The sequence below is a fragment of the Pseudomonas sp. PA-5-4B genome, from assembly GCF_021606215.1.
Taxonomy (GTDB): Bacteria; Pseudomonadota; Gammaproteobacteria; order Pseudomonadales; family Pseudomonadaceae; genus Aquipseudomonas; species Aquipseudomonas edaphica.
On record NZ_WKDB01000105.1, the window covers coordinates 1 to 16,429 of the forward strand.

Annotated in this window: 20 protein-coding genes; 6 read left to right on the forward strand and 14 right to left on the reverse strand. The window is 52.9% G+C overall.

The annotated features are described in order from the left end of the window. Positions 1-207 precede the first annotated feature (207 nt). A complete protein-coding gene (locus GIW28_RS29175; RefSeq protein WP_236448217.1) occupies positions 208-906 on the reverse strand; it encodes a hypothetical protein in 699 nt (232 codons plus the stop codon). Between the two features lie 272 nt (positions 907-1,178). Then, positions 1,179-1,868, reverse strand: a complete 690-nt coding sequence (locus GIW28_RS29180) for a DUF5677 domain-containing protein (protein WP_236448218.1) — start codon at positions 1,866-1,868, stop codon at positions 1,179-1,181. A gap of 206 nt (positions 1,869-2,074) precedes the next feature. Between GIW28_RS29180 and GIW28_RS29185 the strand changes: the two genes are divergently transcribed. Continuing rightward, entirely contained in the window at positions 2,075-2,695 is a 621-nt protein-coding gene (locus GIW28_RS29185) for a tyrosine-type recombinase/integrase (RefSeq protein ID WP_236459067.1), read from the forward strand. A 253-nt stretch (positions 2,696-2,948) separates the two neighbouring features. Continuing rightward, positions 2,949-3,263 carry a hypothetical protein gene (locus tag GIW28_RS29190; protein ID WP_017530066.1) on the forward strand — a complete coding sequence of 105 codons (315 nt, stop codon included), beginning with the start codon at positions 2,949-2,951 and terminating at the stop codon, positions 3,261-3,263. A gap of 218 nt (positions 3,264-3,481) precedes the next feature. On the opposite strand, the gene GIW28_RS29195 is transcribed toward GIW28_RS29190, so the two are convergent. The 9 genes from GIW28_RS29195 to GIW28_RS29235 form a co-directional block, all read right to left on the reverse strand. Beyond that, positions 3,482-3,868 (reverse strand): hypothetical protein, encoded by a 387-nt coding sequence (locus tag GIW28_RS29195; RefSeq protein WP_017530034.1) that lies wholly within the window; start codon positions 3,866-3,868, stop codon positions 3,482-3,484. A gap of 144 nt (positions 3,869-4,012) precedes the next feature. Then, a complete protein-coding gene (locus tag GIW28_RS29200) occupies positions 4,013-4,468 on the reverse strand; it encodes a hypothetical protein (RefSeq protein WP_174556999.1) in 456 nt (151 codons plus the stop codon). Positions 4,469-4,881: 413 nt separating this feature from the next. Then, complete coding sequence (locus GIW28_RS29205) at positions 4,882-5,088, reverse strand: hypothetical protein (protein WP_032883549.1); 207 nt, start codon at positions 5,086-5,088, stop codon at positions 4,882-4,884. Between the two features lie 99 nt (positions 5,089-5,187). Then, the gene (locus GIW28_RS29210) at positions 5,188-5,502 is read right to left on the reverse strand and encodes a hypothetical protein (protein ID WP_015371109.1); all 315 of its coding nucleotides are present in this window, start codon (positions 5,500-5,502) and stop codon (positions 5,188-5,190) included. Between the two features lie 29 nt (positions 5,503-5,531). After that, positions 5,532-6,134, reverse strand: a complete 603-nt coding sequence (locus GIW28_RS29215) for a hypothetical protein (RefSeq protein WP_015371108.1) — start codon at positions 6,132-6,134, stop codon at positions 5,532-5,534. 249 nt (positions 6,135-6,383) lie between these two features. Then, entirely contained in the window at positions 6,384-7,634 is a 1,251-nt protein-coding gene (phnA, locus tag GIW28_RS29220) for a phosphonoacetate hydrolase (RefSeq protein WP_236459066.1), read from the reverse strand. Positions 7,635-7,667: 33 nt separating this feature from the next. After that, entirely contained in the window at positions 7,668-8,477 is an 810-nt protein-coding gene (gene phnE, locus GIW28_RS29225; protein ID WP_236447437.1) for a phosphonate ABC transporter, permease protein PhnE, read from the reverse strand. Beyond that, positions 8,470-9,243, reverse strand: coding sequence for a phosphonate ABC transporter ATP-binding protein (locus GIW28_RS29230; RefSeq protein ID WP_236447436.1), 774 nt, complete (start codon positions 9,241-9,243; stop codon positions 8,470-8,472). The genes phnE and GIW28_RS29230 overlap by 8 nt, the downstream gene beginning before the upstream one ends. A 1-nt stretch (position 9,244) precedes the next feature. Beyond that, complete coding sequence (locus tag GIW28_RS29235; protein WP_236447435.1) at positions 9,245-10,126, reverse strand: PhnD/SsuA/transferrin family substrate-binding protein; 882 nt, start codon at positions 10,124-10,126, stop codon at positions 9,245-9,247. A gap of 131 nt (positions 10,127-10,257) precedes the next feature. Between GIW28_RS29235 and GIW28_RS29240 the strand changes: the two genes are divergently transcribed. Continuing rightward, positions 10,258-10,929, forward strand: coding sequence for an FCD domain-containing protein (locus GIW28_RS29240; RefSeq protein WP_236447434.1), 672 nt, complete (start codon positions 10,258-10,260; stop codon positions 10,927-10,929). Between the two features lie 100 nt (positions 10,930-11,029). Here the strand turns inward: GIW28_RS29240 and GIW28_RS29245 are convergent, their stop codons facing one another. Continuing rightward, a complete protein-coding gene (locus GIW28_RS29245; protein WP_236447433.1) occupies positions 11,030-12,040 on the reverse strand; it encodes a membrane dipeptidase in 1,011 nt (336 codons plus the stop codon). A 30-nt stretch (positions 12,041-12,070) separates the two neighbouring features. Continuing rightward, positions 12,071-13,018, reverse strand: coding sequence for an ornithine cyclodeaminase family protein (locus tag GIW28_RS29250; protein WP_236447432.1), 948 nt, complete (start codon positions 13,016-13,018; stop codon positions 12,071-12,073). Positions 13,019-13,206: 188 nt separating this feature from the next. Between GIW28_RS29250 and GIW28_RS29255 the strand changes: the two genes are divergently transcribed. Together GIW28_RS29255 and GIW28_RS29265 are read left to right on the forward strand one after the other, a co-directional pair. After that, positions 13,207-13,830 carry a helix-turn-helix transcriptional regulator gene (locus tag GIW28_RS29255; protein WP_236447431.1) on the forward strand — a complete coding sequence of 208 codons (624 nt, stop codon included), beginning with the start codon at positions 13,207-13,209 and terminating at the stop codon, positions 13,828-13,830. Between the two features lie 305 nt (positions 13,831-14,135). Beyond that, a complete protein-coding gene (locus GIW28_RS29265; protein WP_236447430.1) occupies positions 14,136-14,336 on the forward strand; it encodes a DUF2268 domain-containing putative Zn-dependent protease in 201 nt (66 codons plus the stop codon). Positions 14,337-14,522: 186 nt separating this feature from the next. Here the strand turns inward: GIW28_RS29265 and GIW28_RS29270 are convergent, their stop codons facing one another. Continuing rightward, on the reverse strand, positions 14,523-15,410 hold the full coding sequence (locus GIW28_RS29270) for an SDR family oxidoreductase (protein ID WP_236447429.1): 888 nt from the start codon (positions 15,408-15,410) through the stop codon (positions 14,523-14,525). A gap of 97 nt (positions 15,411-15,507) precedes the next feature. Here GIW28_RS29270 and GIW28_RS29275 point away from each other — a divergent pair, with 97 nt between their 5' ends. Continuing rightward, a complete protein-coding gene (locus GIW28_RS29275) occupies positions 15,508-16,332 on the forward strand; it encodes a helix-turn-helix transcriptional regulator (protein ID WP_236447428.1) in 825 nt (274 codons plus the stop codon). The last annotated feature ends 97 nt before the right edge of the window (positions 16,333-16,429 follow it).

Here is a 16,429-nt window from a genome sequence, read left to right on the forward strand (position 1 = left end):
GGAATGATGAATGTGTCTGCGTTTGTTTGGTAGCGGGTTGTTGGGGAGGGCGGCGTTCGGCCAGGAGCGGCCGGATGGAAGGAGGGAAGTCAGCGAACTACCGTTTGGTAATAGCGAAGCTAAGTGACGCTGCGTGATTGAGCGCGGCTTGCATCATTTCAACGATGCGCCGGTGCTCTATCACCCGTTCTAAACGGATTCATCTTTCTAGAGGGGAGCAATAATGCGCTTGGCAATTATCTCGTCTAACACTGATTGCGGGATCAGAGGTTCGTTAGCGCCCACTTGATCTGCCAGACTCAGGAACCAGTCATATTTATCAGAATGCTGTGGAAATCGGACTTTCAATTGCTGGACTCGGTTTTTTGCGGACATGAACCATGCAATGTTGAACGGATTGACGAGATTAAATCCATCATGGTGCAAAAGTGGAGCCATGTACGGCCCGTGAGAAAGTCGAGCTGCCCACATACCCAGCGGTACTTCAACTTCAGGTGATAACACGACGGCAGGAACCTTTACAGTAGATTCGAGCCGTACAGCCTTCACCAAAGCATCACTGACGACAAATAGATTACCGTTGGTCCTGTCTTCCCAATACTTGCCATAGGCGATGCCGCCTCTAATCAACCAATTCTGAGTGAGAGTCGCAAACCAAAGGCCTTGTACAGCGTAGAGCAACGGAGGTAACTCATCGCACACGATGAGAATCGAATCCGAGTACATAGATACATCAGCTTTCTGAGGGAACGGCCAATCGGATATGCGCTCGCTGAATTCTTTATAGAGGCTTATGGTTTCTTCAAAAGCGTTTTCTACTGCATGAGAAAAACCGAGTACGTCACAGAAGGCAACGTACTTATTGGGAATGATTTCTTCGTCGAGTGACGGATCTAAGTGCTCCACTGGCGTGCTCTCGATTGTGGGTAAGAAAACGCTAATCAACCTAAGATAGTCGAGCCGTAGCTTTATGCATCATAGGCATCGCGATTGGCGAAAAGGCATGCCTCAAATAGGCGCTGTCTGATCACGACAATGCGGACTATTGTGGACTGAAGTCAGATGTGGCCAAAATTGAAGTCCGAGAAAGCTCACCAATCAAAATCTGCCTCCAATCACGGGCAGCCAAGGGTCCCTGAAACCATGATCGCGGTCCACGTCGCATGAGCCGATCTGCGTTAAGCCCTTGCATTTAGTCCCAACACATCTCGTAAGGACTCGTTATCCGGCCAGTGTCGATGCATTAACCACCAAACGCACGCTTGGCCAATGGCCCGACTAATGCCCCCTATGCCTTGAAGGTGGATTACGCACAGCTTGTCACTTTCGGATTTCTCTGATGGGGTCTCATTGTGGCCGTGCGTTTCGAGGGATAACAATCGGTAAAACACCGTATACAAGTCTAGGATGCCAGCTTCCCTTGCTTGCTCCTCGACGCTTCTGCGTTTGCGGCTCTGCTTTGCCTGCTCATTGGCCAAGTAGTCAGCTGTAACGTCTTCTCCCGTATGGTGGTCTCGGATCTTCGCGGTGCCTGCTTTCAAGTTGATCCTGAGGGCTTTTGCCATTTCCACTGGACCTGCACCGATCTGAGATTCCGCGTTTTCGACCGATCTAATGCTCCAGGAAACCGTGATCAGTTGTTCAAGCAAGCTACGGCTCAAGATCCCCAAGCAGGCGGCATTTCGAGCAGCGCCTAACGCCGCTGCTCCACTCACCAGATCTGCCGCACGCTTCAACTGCTGACGAACAAAGCTATCACGCGGATCAGCCGATCCAGAGGCCTCTATCTGGGATGAGGTGATAAGGAGGGTCGTTTGGTTACTCAACGACTCAACCAGTCCATCGATATCTGCTGAGGATCTGCTCATTCGGTTCCAAGGCCTTCTGATCTGTGGGATGCAGGACAATATTCAATGGAAACGTTTTTATACACCTGGTAGCGGCGATCATGCGTCATGCATGCATGGGTTGAATCGCTCCAAGCATAGTCGATACTTGAGTGTGTGCTTTTGGCCGGTTAGCGACCGTCGCTCTGATTAGCCATCCTTGTCTTTCCACACGTGGAGGACTTGTCATGAACATCATCGCTACCTGCAGCCGTCAGCCCTGGAGCAAAGGAAAACTAGTCGGGCAGAAAGCCCCACTCCGACTGAGAGATATCTGGGCCATCCGAGTAAGGCTTCAAATTGCGGAAAGAACCCGGGATCTGGCTCTCTTCGATCTGGCCATCGACAGTAAGCTTCGAGCCTGCGACTTAACCAAGCTCCGCGTGCGCGATGTCGCCCATGGCGAGCACGTATCATCACGAGCCATGGTGATGCAGCAGAAAACGCAGCGACCAGTGCAGTTTGAGATCACTGAGCAAACACGGTCAGCTCTCGTGGCCTGGATACATCAGGCACAACTTCGCAGCGAGGACTGCCTTTTTCCTAGCCGGCTACATACCTCAGACCATCTATCCACTCGTCAATACGCTCGTATCGTCAAAGGCTGGGTGAAAGCCGTAGGCCTTGATCCAGCCATGTATGGCACTCACACAATGAGACGTACGAAGGCATCACTAATCTATCGCAGAACGAAGAACCTACGGGCGGTTCAGTTGCTGCTCGGCCATACGAAGCTGGAGAGCACTGTTCGATATCTGGGTATTGAGGTCGATGACGCCCTGGAGATGGCGGAACAGACTGAGGTTTGATCATGCATAGCGACGGTCGAAGTCAGGCCGTCGCTAACCGGCCAAAAGCGGTCAGTCGTCCCTACGAAATTTTGGACGATTCAGCGTGCTACCTGAGGGCAGTAGCTTGTTAAAGGAGTCAGGTAACATCTTCATCGGTGTCACGACTATGCACAGCTGTTATGAAAGTGATACACGAGCCTGTGCAAGATTATTAGCCGGAAGGCGAGCCCGCGCTGATGCCCGTCAGCACCAGAAAATAAGGAGATTGATCATGTGGCTCAAAAATGTGGCATTTGCGCTGTTGATTTGCCCCCTCGTCACCGCATGTTTCAGCGAGCCTTTTCAGCCCCCTACGGCTGATGCTGACTTATGGGAGAAGCCGGGAGCGAGCAGGAATGATGTCTTGGCGTCCATGCTAGCTTGCGGTGAGAAAAATGGCTCCGGCATCGATCCTAATGCCAGCTTCCAAGAGATGGCCCAGCGATTTGTATGTATGAAGCGTGCGGGCTATACCCGGCGTGACGGTTTCGACATCTGTGCATTGCACCCGAAGGAGCCGTTGAAGGCCTGTGAGTCGGCGCAATGAAGCCATAAAGGCGTCGCACGGTATTGAGGGAGTCGGCATTGAACTCTTTAGGGTGAATTGGCCCAAGTATTTGGTACATGCGACTGACTGCTTCCGACCCAAAGCTGACGGTGGCGACAGTCAGAGATCGGCCAAAAGCAGCTCCTCAATTCAGGGGCGTTTTCGTCCGAAAAAACACCATTCGGAAATGTCTGAAAGAGGACGCGCAGGCACCTACCTCAAGGACGATGCAGCCCTGTCGCATCCCGCCAGTACAAGGTTTTTTCGAACTGAAAGCTAATAAGAAAGAAAGCCGAACACGACTGAGATATGGACCGAGCGATTTTATTCAGATCTTCCATAGCCGACTCCCCCTCTGGTTCGGGCCCTTTAATTCTGATGGTGCAACGCACAGCGACAGGGAAGTCGATACCCATTGTATTCTCAGCATAAATCGTAGGGGCATCGAGTACGTCATTGGTACTCAATTTAAGTCCCGAGGTAAATTCAGCGTATAGCCCATTTCCTGCGACCTCTATTTCCCAAGCACCGGCATTCGCAACTGCCTTGCTCAGCGTCGAAATTGTGAGCGTACTATCAGCTTCCAAGCACAGATCAAGACTCATGAATCCTCCCTTTTCCTTGGCTGCACACTTGCACCAAAATTTTTGAGTGCGATCTTCGCGACAGTGTATTTGGCTAGGGGTTTGAACGACCTCCGCCGTTCACTATGGGCGGGAGTCGACCCAAAGCCGACATAACTCCGTGCATTATCGTTTTTCCACAACAACCACATAATCGGAGAAGTCGACATCACCCACCCCGTCGCTACATTCCAACGTCATCGTGCCATCGGTCCCGTGGACGTGAATTCCAGCATTGCCAACCCATGCATTCATGCCAAAAGCGCTCTTCCAGACGTTCCAGATTTTTAGAACGTTTCCACCTTTAGAAAACACTTCTATCTCCAAAGCATCGGGACTGGTATCAGACCACAAAACTATTTCGGGACAGCCGTTGCCAGAGCCTTCGACGACGATTTGCCCGCCCATCATCTTTAATGCCAATCCTTGCACTCGACCGTTCGTAGCGCCCAATCGACGAACTGAAAAGACGGTTCTGGGTTCTGTGATCTTGATCTCCATTATCGCAACGATAGTTTTTCCATTGAAACTTATGGGCTTCCCTTTGGTGCGCATAAATGTAGAGGAGAGTGTTTCTTCCATTTTTTGATCCCCGGAATCTCTCAGGTGCCTTGCCTCAGTTTGGCCTAGCGAGGTTAGCATCCCTATACCTTAAGGGATTATGAATGGCTGCTTTTGGCCGAGGCTGTGGAAAAACGTTTTTGAGCGCGACAGGTACTCAAAACCGAACCGAAAATCGCGTTTCTACGCAAAATCCACATCTGCTGACGTACCGATAAATTTCAGATTTGACGTAGACGCGGACACTTAAATTTTGGTGAAGCGTTTTTACACACTCTGGGCCATTAGCCGCCATTTACTAAAAGCCGCTTTCGACTCAAAGCTGGCAATGGCGATACCCCAGACTGATTCCGGCCCGATACGATAGAAGCATTTACAACACTTGGTCGTGCCCAGCCCCATTGTTCGGGAACCTTCTGGCCACTTAATAAGAACTAATGCTGATCGTCTGGAGGGACGGTAACGGGATGAAGAAAAGAGTTCCAGGCCTTGTATGCTTCATGATGCTTTTTGACTTCCTCATCCCAATCAGGCCCTGAAACTCTCTTCGAGACCACCATCATCATCATTTTGGTATTGGCGGCATCAAGCTCAACTAGTAGCTCGTGGCATCTAAATCTAAAATCATCTATGTCTTCCATATACTCACCTTGCGACAGGTCTAGCCGGATATACCGGGTCATGCCCATTTTCGTAATGACAAGTCCCCAAAGACAAAGGTTCATTGAGCAGCCGAGTTTCTATTCGGCATGTTTTGAACAGACTGCATCGCACAGCAGCTCCAACAACTCATTCGCCAGGACCGCCGCTTCTTGTCGATAGTCGGCGTTCCAGCGGCACGACCAGTTATCAGGCTTTCCCTCATCCTCCCATTGCGCCAATGCAAGCCCGTTGAGTATTTCCAGCTCGAACCAAACACGCTGCCAAGCGACGGCGTCCTGGACTGACGCCGTGTCTTGCCATAGGAATTCTGTTTGCACGACAAATGCCGACCATGCAAACAGATCCTCTGAGGCTCGCTCACCGATCATTCGGAAGTATTTTGCGCTAGCCAATCAACGATTCCTTGTAGTCGTTTACCTGTTTAGTAAACGTCTATCCCCGGATAGAGATCCGCGGGTGGACGATAATTGGGGTTCTCAAAGCGGCTGTTCTCGTAATGGGTTTTGGCCGTCGGTCCATCGCCGTTATAGGTCACCTGCGGGTTTGGCGTGAGATGCCAACCGCTTCCTTCCTTGTCGCGCTCGATCAGTGATGCGTATAACCTACAGTTGCCTGATGAGCCGGATGTCAGCCTGAACTGGTAATAGCGTCCGGCTTGGGGCGTGAACTTAGTCGAGACATAGCAGGAACGAGTGCGTGTCCCCTCCCAGAATAGATCCACTTGCGTTTCGATACCGGGTCGGATCTGCGTTTCGTAATAGTCCCATGTAAGGTCTTGCCCTGCCTTTGGCATGCCCACGTCCTGTGTGTGGGTGAACGGCAGGGGGCCGGTGCGAACGGCGCCGCCCGAACGTTTGCCGTTTTCGTATTGGTAAATTTCGGCGTGCTGCGTGTAGTCGACGATACGTACCCAGGCAGGGTTGGGCTCGTTTTCGGGCGCGGTAAAGTAGTTGGTATGGGGCAAAAACTGGCAGCCTGCGAACAACGGCAATGCAAGCAGGCAGAGCAGAGGGCGTATCGACATGAAGCCTTTCCTTTTGCGGAGTCAGGGTTACAGACAGCAAAAGAGGAGGCGCATTGCGTAAAAGCTGAAAATTTTGTGGCTGAATCGTCGCGACGATATCGGTTTCAACCGGTCGCGACAGGCAGAAATCGGCCAATAGCGGACTCTCAGCCACAGCAAAAAGCGGACGTTCACATACCGCTTGGGAGTTTTAAAGCGGGAAGAAGGTGTGTCATCAAGCTAATTGACACACCGGTCAATCCGCAGTGACTACTGCGTGCCATTAATAGCAAAGTCGAAAATTTGGTAGCTCTTGATTTCGCTGCAAGCGACTTGCTGACGGTATTCTGCATTCAATGGTCGGTTAAGAATGAATGGAACCCGCGTTTCTGAGACGCCGCCATGGGTTCGTAGGCGGTTGCCTTTCAAGCCCTCCAGGTCATGCAGCTTGGCAGAGCTGCCGATGCAGACATCTTTTCTCGACACCACGACCACATCCGCCTCGCGATCTTCCGGCAGCTCGAACAGTCGGCATGCGGTTTTCTTATCCAGGGAAAGATCAACCCCGTCGATAGCCGCTACTCGGTCAATGACCGCTTGAACGCTGACATTGCCTCGTGTCCAGACCCGCACAAACCCGCCCAATGCACCGTGGTGGGCAACAAATGCATCGGTGATGGGACAGATCACTGTGGTTTCGCCTTCTCCAAATTCTGCATCGAGAATATCTTGTAGCCAGATCACATTCGGTTCATCGTCTTCGTTGCTTTTGTCACTCATGCCGTGGTCGGCAATCAGTCCCAACACAATGTCTTCGTTTGCCAGCCGGCCGAAAGCATCGTCCAATGCTTGATAGAACTGCCGAGCCTGGTCGTGATCGGGTGCCCACTTGTGTTGAACGAAGTCGGTCAGTGAGAGATACATCAGGTTAGGGCGGCGATCCTGAAGCAACTTGATCCCCGCTTCCAATACAAATAGCGAAAGCTCCATTGAGTACATATCCGGCTTGGGCATGCCGACATACTCCAATACGTTTTCAATACCGTTTTCCGCAAGCATACAACGGTCGGCGAACTCCGATGAGAACGACACATGACCCTGGCTGACATCCAGACCTTTGCCCAGTTGGCGGCGCAGTTTGTCCTTGGCAGTAATGGTCACCACCTTGGCACCTGAGTCGGCAAATCCGGCCAGAATTGTTTCGCCGCGCAGCAGTTCAGGGCCCGTCATTACGACCGGTTGCCAGGTATTGGTATCCAGGTAGTAATTGCCGGATATGCCGTGCTTGGCCACAGGCGTTCCAGTAATGATCGACATGTTGTTTGGGCAAGTGAACGAAGGCATCGACCCCATGGCTACCGTGGAGTAACCCTCTTCAACAAACCGCTGGATATTGGGTACCGTCCCCTCTGCCAGAAACTGGTGAAGATACTCCGGGTCTCCTCCATCGATGCACACCACTACGACGGGGCGTTCAGGTTGACGGTAGGATTTCCCATTGATGGAGATATTGCTGTTCATGATGACTCCTTTTGAATAATTCGAATGAGGCGTTTAGCGCCGTTTTTTGAGTAGCGCTACGCGCGCGTGGGACGAGAGTTTTTCCACCGTCAGAACCAGCAGGAACACCAGCAGAATGATGGTGGCGGCTTGGTCGAAGCGGAACATTTCCATGGCCGTAGCGAGTTCCGCACCAATGCCGCCGGCGCCTACCAGGCCCAGTACGACGGAGGCACGCACGGATTTTTCAAGGGCGAACAGGCTGGTATTGATAAGGCTCGGCATTGCCATCGGCAGGGCAGCGCAGACCACTATCGAAGCGCGCGGCGCGCCGATGGCGGTCAATGCTTCGGGCGCCCCGTCATCAACCTCCTCAATGGCCTCGGCAAAAAAGCGCGCGCAAAAGCCCACAGTGTCCATTACCAGTGTCAGCGTGCCGGCAAAGGTGCCCAGGCCCACGGAAGCAACGAAAAACAGTGCCCATGCCAAATCCGGAACGGTTCGGATAAAGCTCACCACGCTGCGAACGAAGGAGCGCACCAACGGATGCGGGGTGTAATTGCGCGCCATCAGCACCGCCAGGGGCAGGCTTATCAGTACGCCAAGTACAGTACCGACCAACGCCATCTGGAAGGTGACCAACACTGCCACCAGCATTGGGCTTACGCGGTCGGTGGCGGGTGGCACCATTTCTCCGGCAATCTTCGCCATGTTCGGCAAGCCGCTGAGCAGTTGCGGCAACGACAGGCCAGCTGCCGAGACTGACCAACAGAACAAGGCGATAAAACCCGCGAACAGCAAGGCTGAAAACAGTGAGGGGCTCTCGAAACGAGCGGGCAGGCTGGCCTTGGTTTTCTCACTCATACATGCCTCGCAATTGCTGAACGCTCAACTGCTGGCTCACCGCATCCAGATGCAGCTTGCTGTCGCGCAGTCCTAGTACGCGGTCGGCGTAGTGCAAGGCGTGGTCCAGGTGATGGGTGACGAAGACCAAAGTCAGGTTCTGGCTGCGCACTAACTCCGAGAACACCTGCATGACGTCCTCTCCCGCTTGTGGGTCTAGGCTGGCGACAGGCTCGTCGGCAAAGATCATTTTCGGTTTTTGCATCAGTACGCGAGCAATGGCCACTCGTTGTGACTGCCCGCCCGACAGTTCGCCGGCATAGCGGCCACTCAAGTGCCCGAGATGAACTTGCTCCAGGCAATGCATGGCGTAGTCACGGTGTTCGCGCGTGGCGATGGAGTGGAACCACAAACGCGGCGTCCGCGAGTAGGCCATTGCGCCGTGCAACACATTTGTCAACACCGAAAGGCGGCTGACCAGATTGTGTTTTTGAAACACAAAGCCCACCTGCGAGCGCGCTTTGGCTAGCGGCCTCAGGCCCAGGCCAGTGACGCTCTGCCCAGCGAATTCGACGCTGCCGCTGTCTGGTTCTACAAGCCGCATGCAGCACCGTAACAGGGTGCTTTTGCCAGCGCCGTTTCCGCCCACAATGGCGACCCGCTGACCCCGGGGGACTTCAAAGGAAACATTGGACCACACGGGTGTGGCAGCGCCTTCAAACTGCTTGCTCAGGCCACATACCCGCAATGCGGTGTTCAAAATGTTCGGATGTGCCGAGGCATTCATGTCACTCACCTATGAAGTCAGAAAATTCCGGATACCCCGCAGTGCTAAACATCGAGCGCACCACGTTGTAGTCCTTGTCGGCGATAGAGGAGAGAAAGCGCATGCCCTGATAACGTTTCACTTGCTCGGGACCTTGGCTGATGCTGTTGATCAACGCTGCCGAGTTATCCACGATCGCCTTGCGTAGACTCGCAATCGTTTCGGCGGGGACATGTTCACCCGCCATCAGCAGATCGCTCGGCAAATCACCGCTGCGCGCCAGTACCCGGAAGGCATTACTTTGGTCTTGCGGCTCCTGCGCAATAAAGGTTTCGTAGTCCGAGCGCCCCATGCCCATGGCGTTCAGGTCGCCCCCTTTAAGCCCCTCCCACGCTAAGCGCAAATTGGTGCTAGTAACACTGACGTCTTTGAGCGGATCGAGGTTGGCATCGGCGAGTAACTGCATGGGGCCGAGGTAGCGCGAGGTCGAGCCGACCGGCCCCATGCCAAGGCGCTGCCCCTTGAGTTCTTGCAGAGAAAACAGCGGGCTATCGGCTCTAACCACGATCATTGAGTAGTAATTAGGTCGATATAAGCCCGCTACCACTGTGGCATTCGCACGCTTGTGCATCACCACGTACTCCGCCGGACCCGCCAGAATAAAATCTACTTTTTTAAAGCGAAGAGCTTCCAGGGCGGCAGTGCGATTGGTAACAGGCAAAAAATCAATGCTCAAGCCACTCGCACGCTCCAACTCGGCTTTAAACGGACCAAATTCGCGCTGTAGTTCTTCAAGCCCGACAAGGTCAGTGACGGCGAGCTTGACGGACTCTGCCTGCGCGACCAGAGAAGTGCCGGTAAGAGCAAGCGCCAATACGCCGGTGTACAGAAGCTTTCGAAACATGGTCGGACGTCCTTAACAGTGTGCGGGGATAGGGGCATCCTAGGCGTCATTTATTGCATATTGTTGACAATATGCAAATCTATTAAAGGTTTGTTAGGCTCTGCCACCTATCTCTAAGCTGGACGTTTTTGATGAGTTCCCTCGAAGCCATAGCCCTGCTGCGTACCCAGTCGCTTACGACGTTGGCGCATGAACGCCTTGAGCAGCGTATTGCCACCGGCGAACTAGCGCCTGGCGATCCGTTACGCGAAGCGGCAATTGCCAATGACTTGGGGATTTCCAGGGGGCCGGTGCGCGAGGCATTTCGCATGCTGGAAGAGCGAGGCTTGGTGATTTTCGAGAAGAATTGCGGGGTTCGTGTGCGCCAGCTTGACTTGAGCCAGGCCGTCCAGATCTATCAGGTCCGAATTTCGCTCGAAAGTCTGATTGGCGAATTGGTCACTCAAAATCTAACGCCGCAGGCTTCCACTAACATCAGCCGAGTGCTCGATAGCATGGCTGACGCTGTCCAACGAGAGGATATATCGGCCTACATTATCCTGAACTTCGAGTTTCACGATCTGCTCGCCCGGTTCACGACCAATGAAGCGCTATACGACACTTACCGTCGTTTGGTCGTGCAACTCAAGCTGTTCAGAAGCTACTCGTTGCGACACACACCGCGCTCCATACATATCTCGCTAGGCGAGCACCAGGCAATCTTCAAGGCGATAGTGGATTCAGACTCAGTACTGGCCGGTGCGCGCCTGCGCCAGCACTCGATTGACAGCCTGGAACGGCTGCACGCTTCTGTAGCGCGTTGAATTGCACATTCAATTGATCAAATGAGGCAAGAGTCAATCGGTGTCATTCGACTTGCTGGGTGCGCTTTCATGACCGCGTGCTCAATTAACGGGGAGCGATTCAAGTTACCGCTTTCGATCCTGGCCAGGTTGCCTTTGCAATACGCATGAAATTATTGCCGTAGATCGCTTGGATATCCGCCTCTGAATAACCCAAGCGCGTTAATTGTTGTGCAACCTCACCCAGTGTCTCTGGCTGCAACTGAACATGTCCGTTCATTTGGCCATAGTGCTCAATCGGCCACCAGTCTTCCTCTTTTTCACCTTCTGGCAAATCTTTATGCTCAGGGTACAACTCGGTATCCAGGCCTATGCCAATATGGCTCGTCCCGATGCGCTCTGCCAGATAGTCGATTTGTCGAATGTAAGCGTCTATAGATGCGGATGGGTCGCCCAAGAATATGCCTAAACCTGTCAGCCCGATCACTCCACCTTGAGCGGCACAGGCGAATATTTGTTCGTCGTCGATTGTTCGCGGGTGATCAAATACCGCTTTAACGTTGGTGTGAGAAAAAATCGCGGGGAGCTGTGAAATTTCCATAATTTCAAGACTGGCGCTTTTGCTGGCGTGCGAACAGTCGATAATAATTCCCGCTGTATTAATACCCTGTACGATCTTGCGTCCCAGGGGGGTCAATCCGGTACTTGCTCCATGGCAGCCGCCAGCGCAACTGTTGTCGCGGTTGTAGGCAAGCAACATTTGGCGAACCCCCAAGCTTGCGAACAGGTCCACCATCGCCGGATCCTGTAGCAGCATATTCGAACCTTCGAGGTCAAAGGAGACCGCGAGCTTTCGATACTTATGCGCCTGGTAGATATCGTCAACGGTGGTCACCAGGACAAAGTCTTCAGGGTGGTGAGCCAGCCAGCTTCTAAACCCCGCCATCGTCCGCATCACGGTTTCAAATGGGGTCATGTCCATGCCAACGTTGATCGACACGTGATGGAAGCCGGCTTCTCGATACCTGTTCAGGCGGGACATATCCTGTCCGGGAACCAATGGCAAGCACGCATGGGCCTCCCATTGAATCACCGGGGTCTTGCTGACTCCTGATGGGTCAAGCTTCATCATTTAAACCCCGTCTAATCGCTTCGCTATCCATTAGTGCGCTAATGATGCCACGGCGCTTTTCGCAATCTGAGCATCCTGCACGCCTAAGCCTGTAAGGTCTGCAATGGTAATCTGCGTGTCGTCCTGTCGTCCGATGGCGTGACCGCTCAATACGCTGCCGAGTGCTACAAGGCTGCCTTTGTCGATCAGGCCGGATTTGAAGGCTCCTGAAATCTCACCGAATTGGCAGCATTGCTCTATTGAGTCCACGACAATCAAATCGGCACGTGCAACCAGGCGCACATCCAGCTCTTGCTTGCCAAGGCTGTCTGCGCCAATAGCAGTGATGTGTGTCCCAGGGTTGACCCATTCATTCGCGATGATGGCTTCGCGAGAGGATGTAGCCGTGATGATCAGGTTGGAGTTGGTCGCAACGTCCTTTGCATCTTGGGTAGCAACGACATCAAAGCCTAAAGCTTCGGCAAATTCACAGTATTGTTCCAAGCCTTGCCGGTTACGCCCGTAAACCGTCAAGCGTCGACATGCCGTGACCGGCATCAGGTGTTCCAGTTGCATGCGTGCCTGGTCGCCGGTACCAACCACACCGATGCCTCTCACCTGTGAAGGCGCCATAGCCCTCGCCACGATTTGCCCCGCTAGCGCTGTACGCATTGAGGTCAGCCAGCCGCCATCCCGAAGCAAAGCGACGGGTTGCCCCGTCAAGGCCGAGAAAATCAGCGTCAACCCATCATTACTGGAAAAACCCTTCGTAGGATTGTCGTAGAAACCTGCCGAGACCCTGACTGAAAACACCTCGTCTCCCAGCATCCAAGCCGACTTCACGCAGCAGTCACCGTTGCTGGCCGGGAACTGAAAGCTTTGAACCTGAGGTAGCTGCACCCGTCCGTTAGCATGGGCAATGAATCCTTCTGCAATCAGCGCAGCAGCGTCTCTCGGGCACAAGGCACTCATGATTTGCGCTTGAGTATAGATATTCATCGATTGCTCCATCGGCTATTGAAAGTCTGGCGTTGCGCTTACCCGGCTGACTGGCGGTTACTCGCCGCCGTTAGACGGAATATGGCGCTACAATCGGGCGCATTCAGTGAGCGCGAGCATAACCATAACACAAAAATACATTTTATGTTCAGAAGACGTTTTGTGTTTTTACGAGGCATATTTTTACCGTGAATAAACATCTGGATAGTTACATCAGCAGCGCCCAAGCGATTGCGAAGCTCCTGGATCCGCACGCTGAGGTCATTATTCATGACCTGGCCTCCGGAAAGATCGCACATATCTTCAATGTGTTCTCTCAGCGGCGGGTCGGCGACAGTTCATTGACGGATATTAACGACGGGGCATCATTCGAGGGGGATGTTGCGGGTCCTTATAGAAAAGTGAATTTTGATCGCCGCCAGCTAAGGTCGGTTACAGCGGTGCTTCGAGATCCTGACGGGATCCAGATCGGGCTCTTATGCGTAAATTTTGACATCACTGTCATGAGCGGGATGGCAGAAATCGCTGCATCATTTTTAGGTTTTGAGAATACAGTTGAGAAGCCTCCGGCATTGTTTGCCACCGATTTCCAAGAGTCAGCGCATTCTATTCTGGATGAATTTTTGAGGGGCCGTAGGTTGACTCTGGCGTCGCTAACTTCAGAAGAAATGGTGGCACTGATTGGGGAAATGGATAAGGGCGGCGTCTTCGCGCTTCGCAATGCAACGAATTATATCTGCGAGCTGTTATCTCTATCACGGGCTACCGTATACAAATATTTAAGGCGCTCCAGAGCAGCCGCTGCTGATTAGTACGAGTTCGCAATGCGCGTATTACCAAGCTCGCTCAGCGTTTTGACAGCTGCGTCTTTCAAGGCGCTGTTGAATGAGCGTGGTTCTGGATGCGCCAACACTATGAGGGTGTTCATCACTGCACCTTCTGCTTGCGATTTTCGGGTCTCGGATAACTTCTTTCCTCCTGAGTCTGTGCGCCCGCCTTGCTGAGATTCACTACCAACAGGCCAACAATAGTGAGGCTTGCACCCAGCAGAAATCCGACACTCGTCAGTTCTCCAAGCCATAGTGGCCACCATAGCCACATTCGACGCCATGTCGGAATGGCGGCGAGCTACTGGAGTCGCAAGGATTATGGCCACGACGCGTGGTTCTTTGGTGCATCCGACCTCCCGAGATGGTTGGGCTATTCCCTTGGATTTCAGCTCGTAAAACGATTCCTGCTGGAGCATGAGGGCAGTACCTCTTCTAGTCTCGTGGAGATGGAGGCACAAGCGTTTCGTGGCATGCTCGCAGTTATCTAAGGCGTTCGGGCTTAGGTCATCAAGATGGCCCCGCCAGTCATTGCTTGCCAGGCAATGACATTACGCAAGACGGGATTGCCGGGCGCGTACCGCCGACAGTACACCAGCGCGTTTTTACACACTCTGGGCCAATTGCTGCCACATCAATGGTTACTCATCTGAGTAAACAGAATTTTCAAATGGTTCTTAAGCGTGAGCCATATTTTTCAAATCGGCCAAAAGTGTCGGACTCTCGGGACTCCAATTCAACCACTCCCTTGTCTTGGCGCTAGAGGCGGACATATCTTTACTCACGAAAGGAGTAAGCCAACCAAAATGAGCCAATGCCTCTTCAGCTCTTACAGCGCCGACGGGAACCCCCAATGTTTGGGCAATTGTCTGCGCGATGCTTTTGAACGAAATAGCCTCCTCAGCGGTAGCGTGATAGCGCGACCCTGGCTCACCCTTTTCTAATGCTAAGCAAAATAGCCGTGCGGTGTCCTTGATATGCGTCGCCGACCAGTTGTTAAACGTGCCTTCGATGTACGCACATACTCCAGTCTTGCGAGCTAACTCAACCAGATCCGTCACGAGGCCTTGTTTCCTGGTGTCGTGGATCTGAGACAGGCGCATGACTGAGACATTGACTCCTCGCTGAGATAGCTCCAACCCTGCCAATTCTGATGCAACCCTCGGATTCAGATGCTCAGGATTAAAGAAGTCTTCGATAGCTTTCTGGCCTGGTACTGCCGACCCCATTGCAGTGCTTGAAGTGATTACAAGCGGGCGGTTGCTTCCTTCAAGTACGGAGCCTAGAGCAATAATTGCACGTCGATCCTTCTGACAGTTTTCCGCAAAATTCGCGAAGTTATGGTCAAACGCTGTATGAATCACTGCATCACATTCACCCGCACCCCGCTGCAAGCTTTGCAAATCTTCCATGTCACCCTGGTGTGCTTGCGCACCCATTTGCGCAAGCGCGCGAGCCCCAGACTCGGAACGAGTCATTCCCAGAACCTGATGCCCGGATCCAATTAGCTCTAACGCGACCTGCGAGCCTATGAATCCTGTGGAACCTGTCAAAAAAATACGCATGATCGAAAACTCTATGTGGTGAGTCGATAGCGTGCGCTTATGCTACATCCTGTAAAAGCCGGTACATTATCAGGGTATAGGTACTAACAGGATGAGCATGACTGGGCAGCCGAACGATACGCTTGGACGCTACTTAAAAGATTGCAGGGCACGACTCGACCCGTCTGTGTTTGGATTCCAGGCAGGCCGACGCCGCACTCCGGGGCTACGCCGTGAGGAGGTAGCTGTGCGTGCAAATATTAGTCCTACTTGGTATACATGGCTGGAACAAGGGCGCGGTGGCAGCCCTTCAACGGAGGTGTTGAACAGAATTGCCGAGAGCCTATTGTTAACCGACTCTGAGCGTGAGCACCTTTTCATGCTTGCTTTCGGTCATCCACCAGAAGCGGTTTATAAGCCGCCAGAGGGTGTGACGCCCAAGTTGCAACGTCTTATAGACTCTCTTGAAACGAGCCCGGCGATCATCAAGACAGCAACTTGGGATGTGCTCGCATGGAATCGTGCCGCAGCGGTGGTGCTTACTGACTACGCGACATTACCGATTGAGGAGCGGAATATCCTGCGCCTCATTTTTTGTAATCCCAAGATACGAGCGGGACAAGTTGACTGGGAGGCAACGGCCCAGTTTGTGGTCGGCGCTTTCAGGGCAGATTCCATCCGTGCAGGTGCACAATCCGAAGTCACCAGGCTAGCTGAAGAGCTTTGCTCACAAAGCACCGAATTTGCGTCAATGTGGCGGAACAACGATGTGCGTGCCCGTGGCGACGGAGTCAAACGCCTACGTCACGAAACACTCGGTTTGATCGAGCTGGAATACTCTGGTTTTGCCGTGGATGGCCGCCAGGATTTGGGCATGATCGTTTATAGCCCTTTGACGACATCAGACGCTGATCGAATCCGAAAACTTATCGAAGGATCATAAGAAACGCCAGACGCTTGCGTACATCATTAACCGCTGGCGGAAGTATTGAGCGAGTAAATCAGGAATGCTCTTCCCGCGGCGTTGGTCGACATACTCA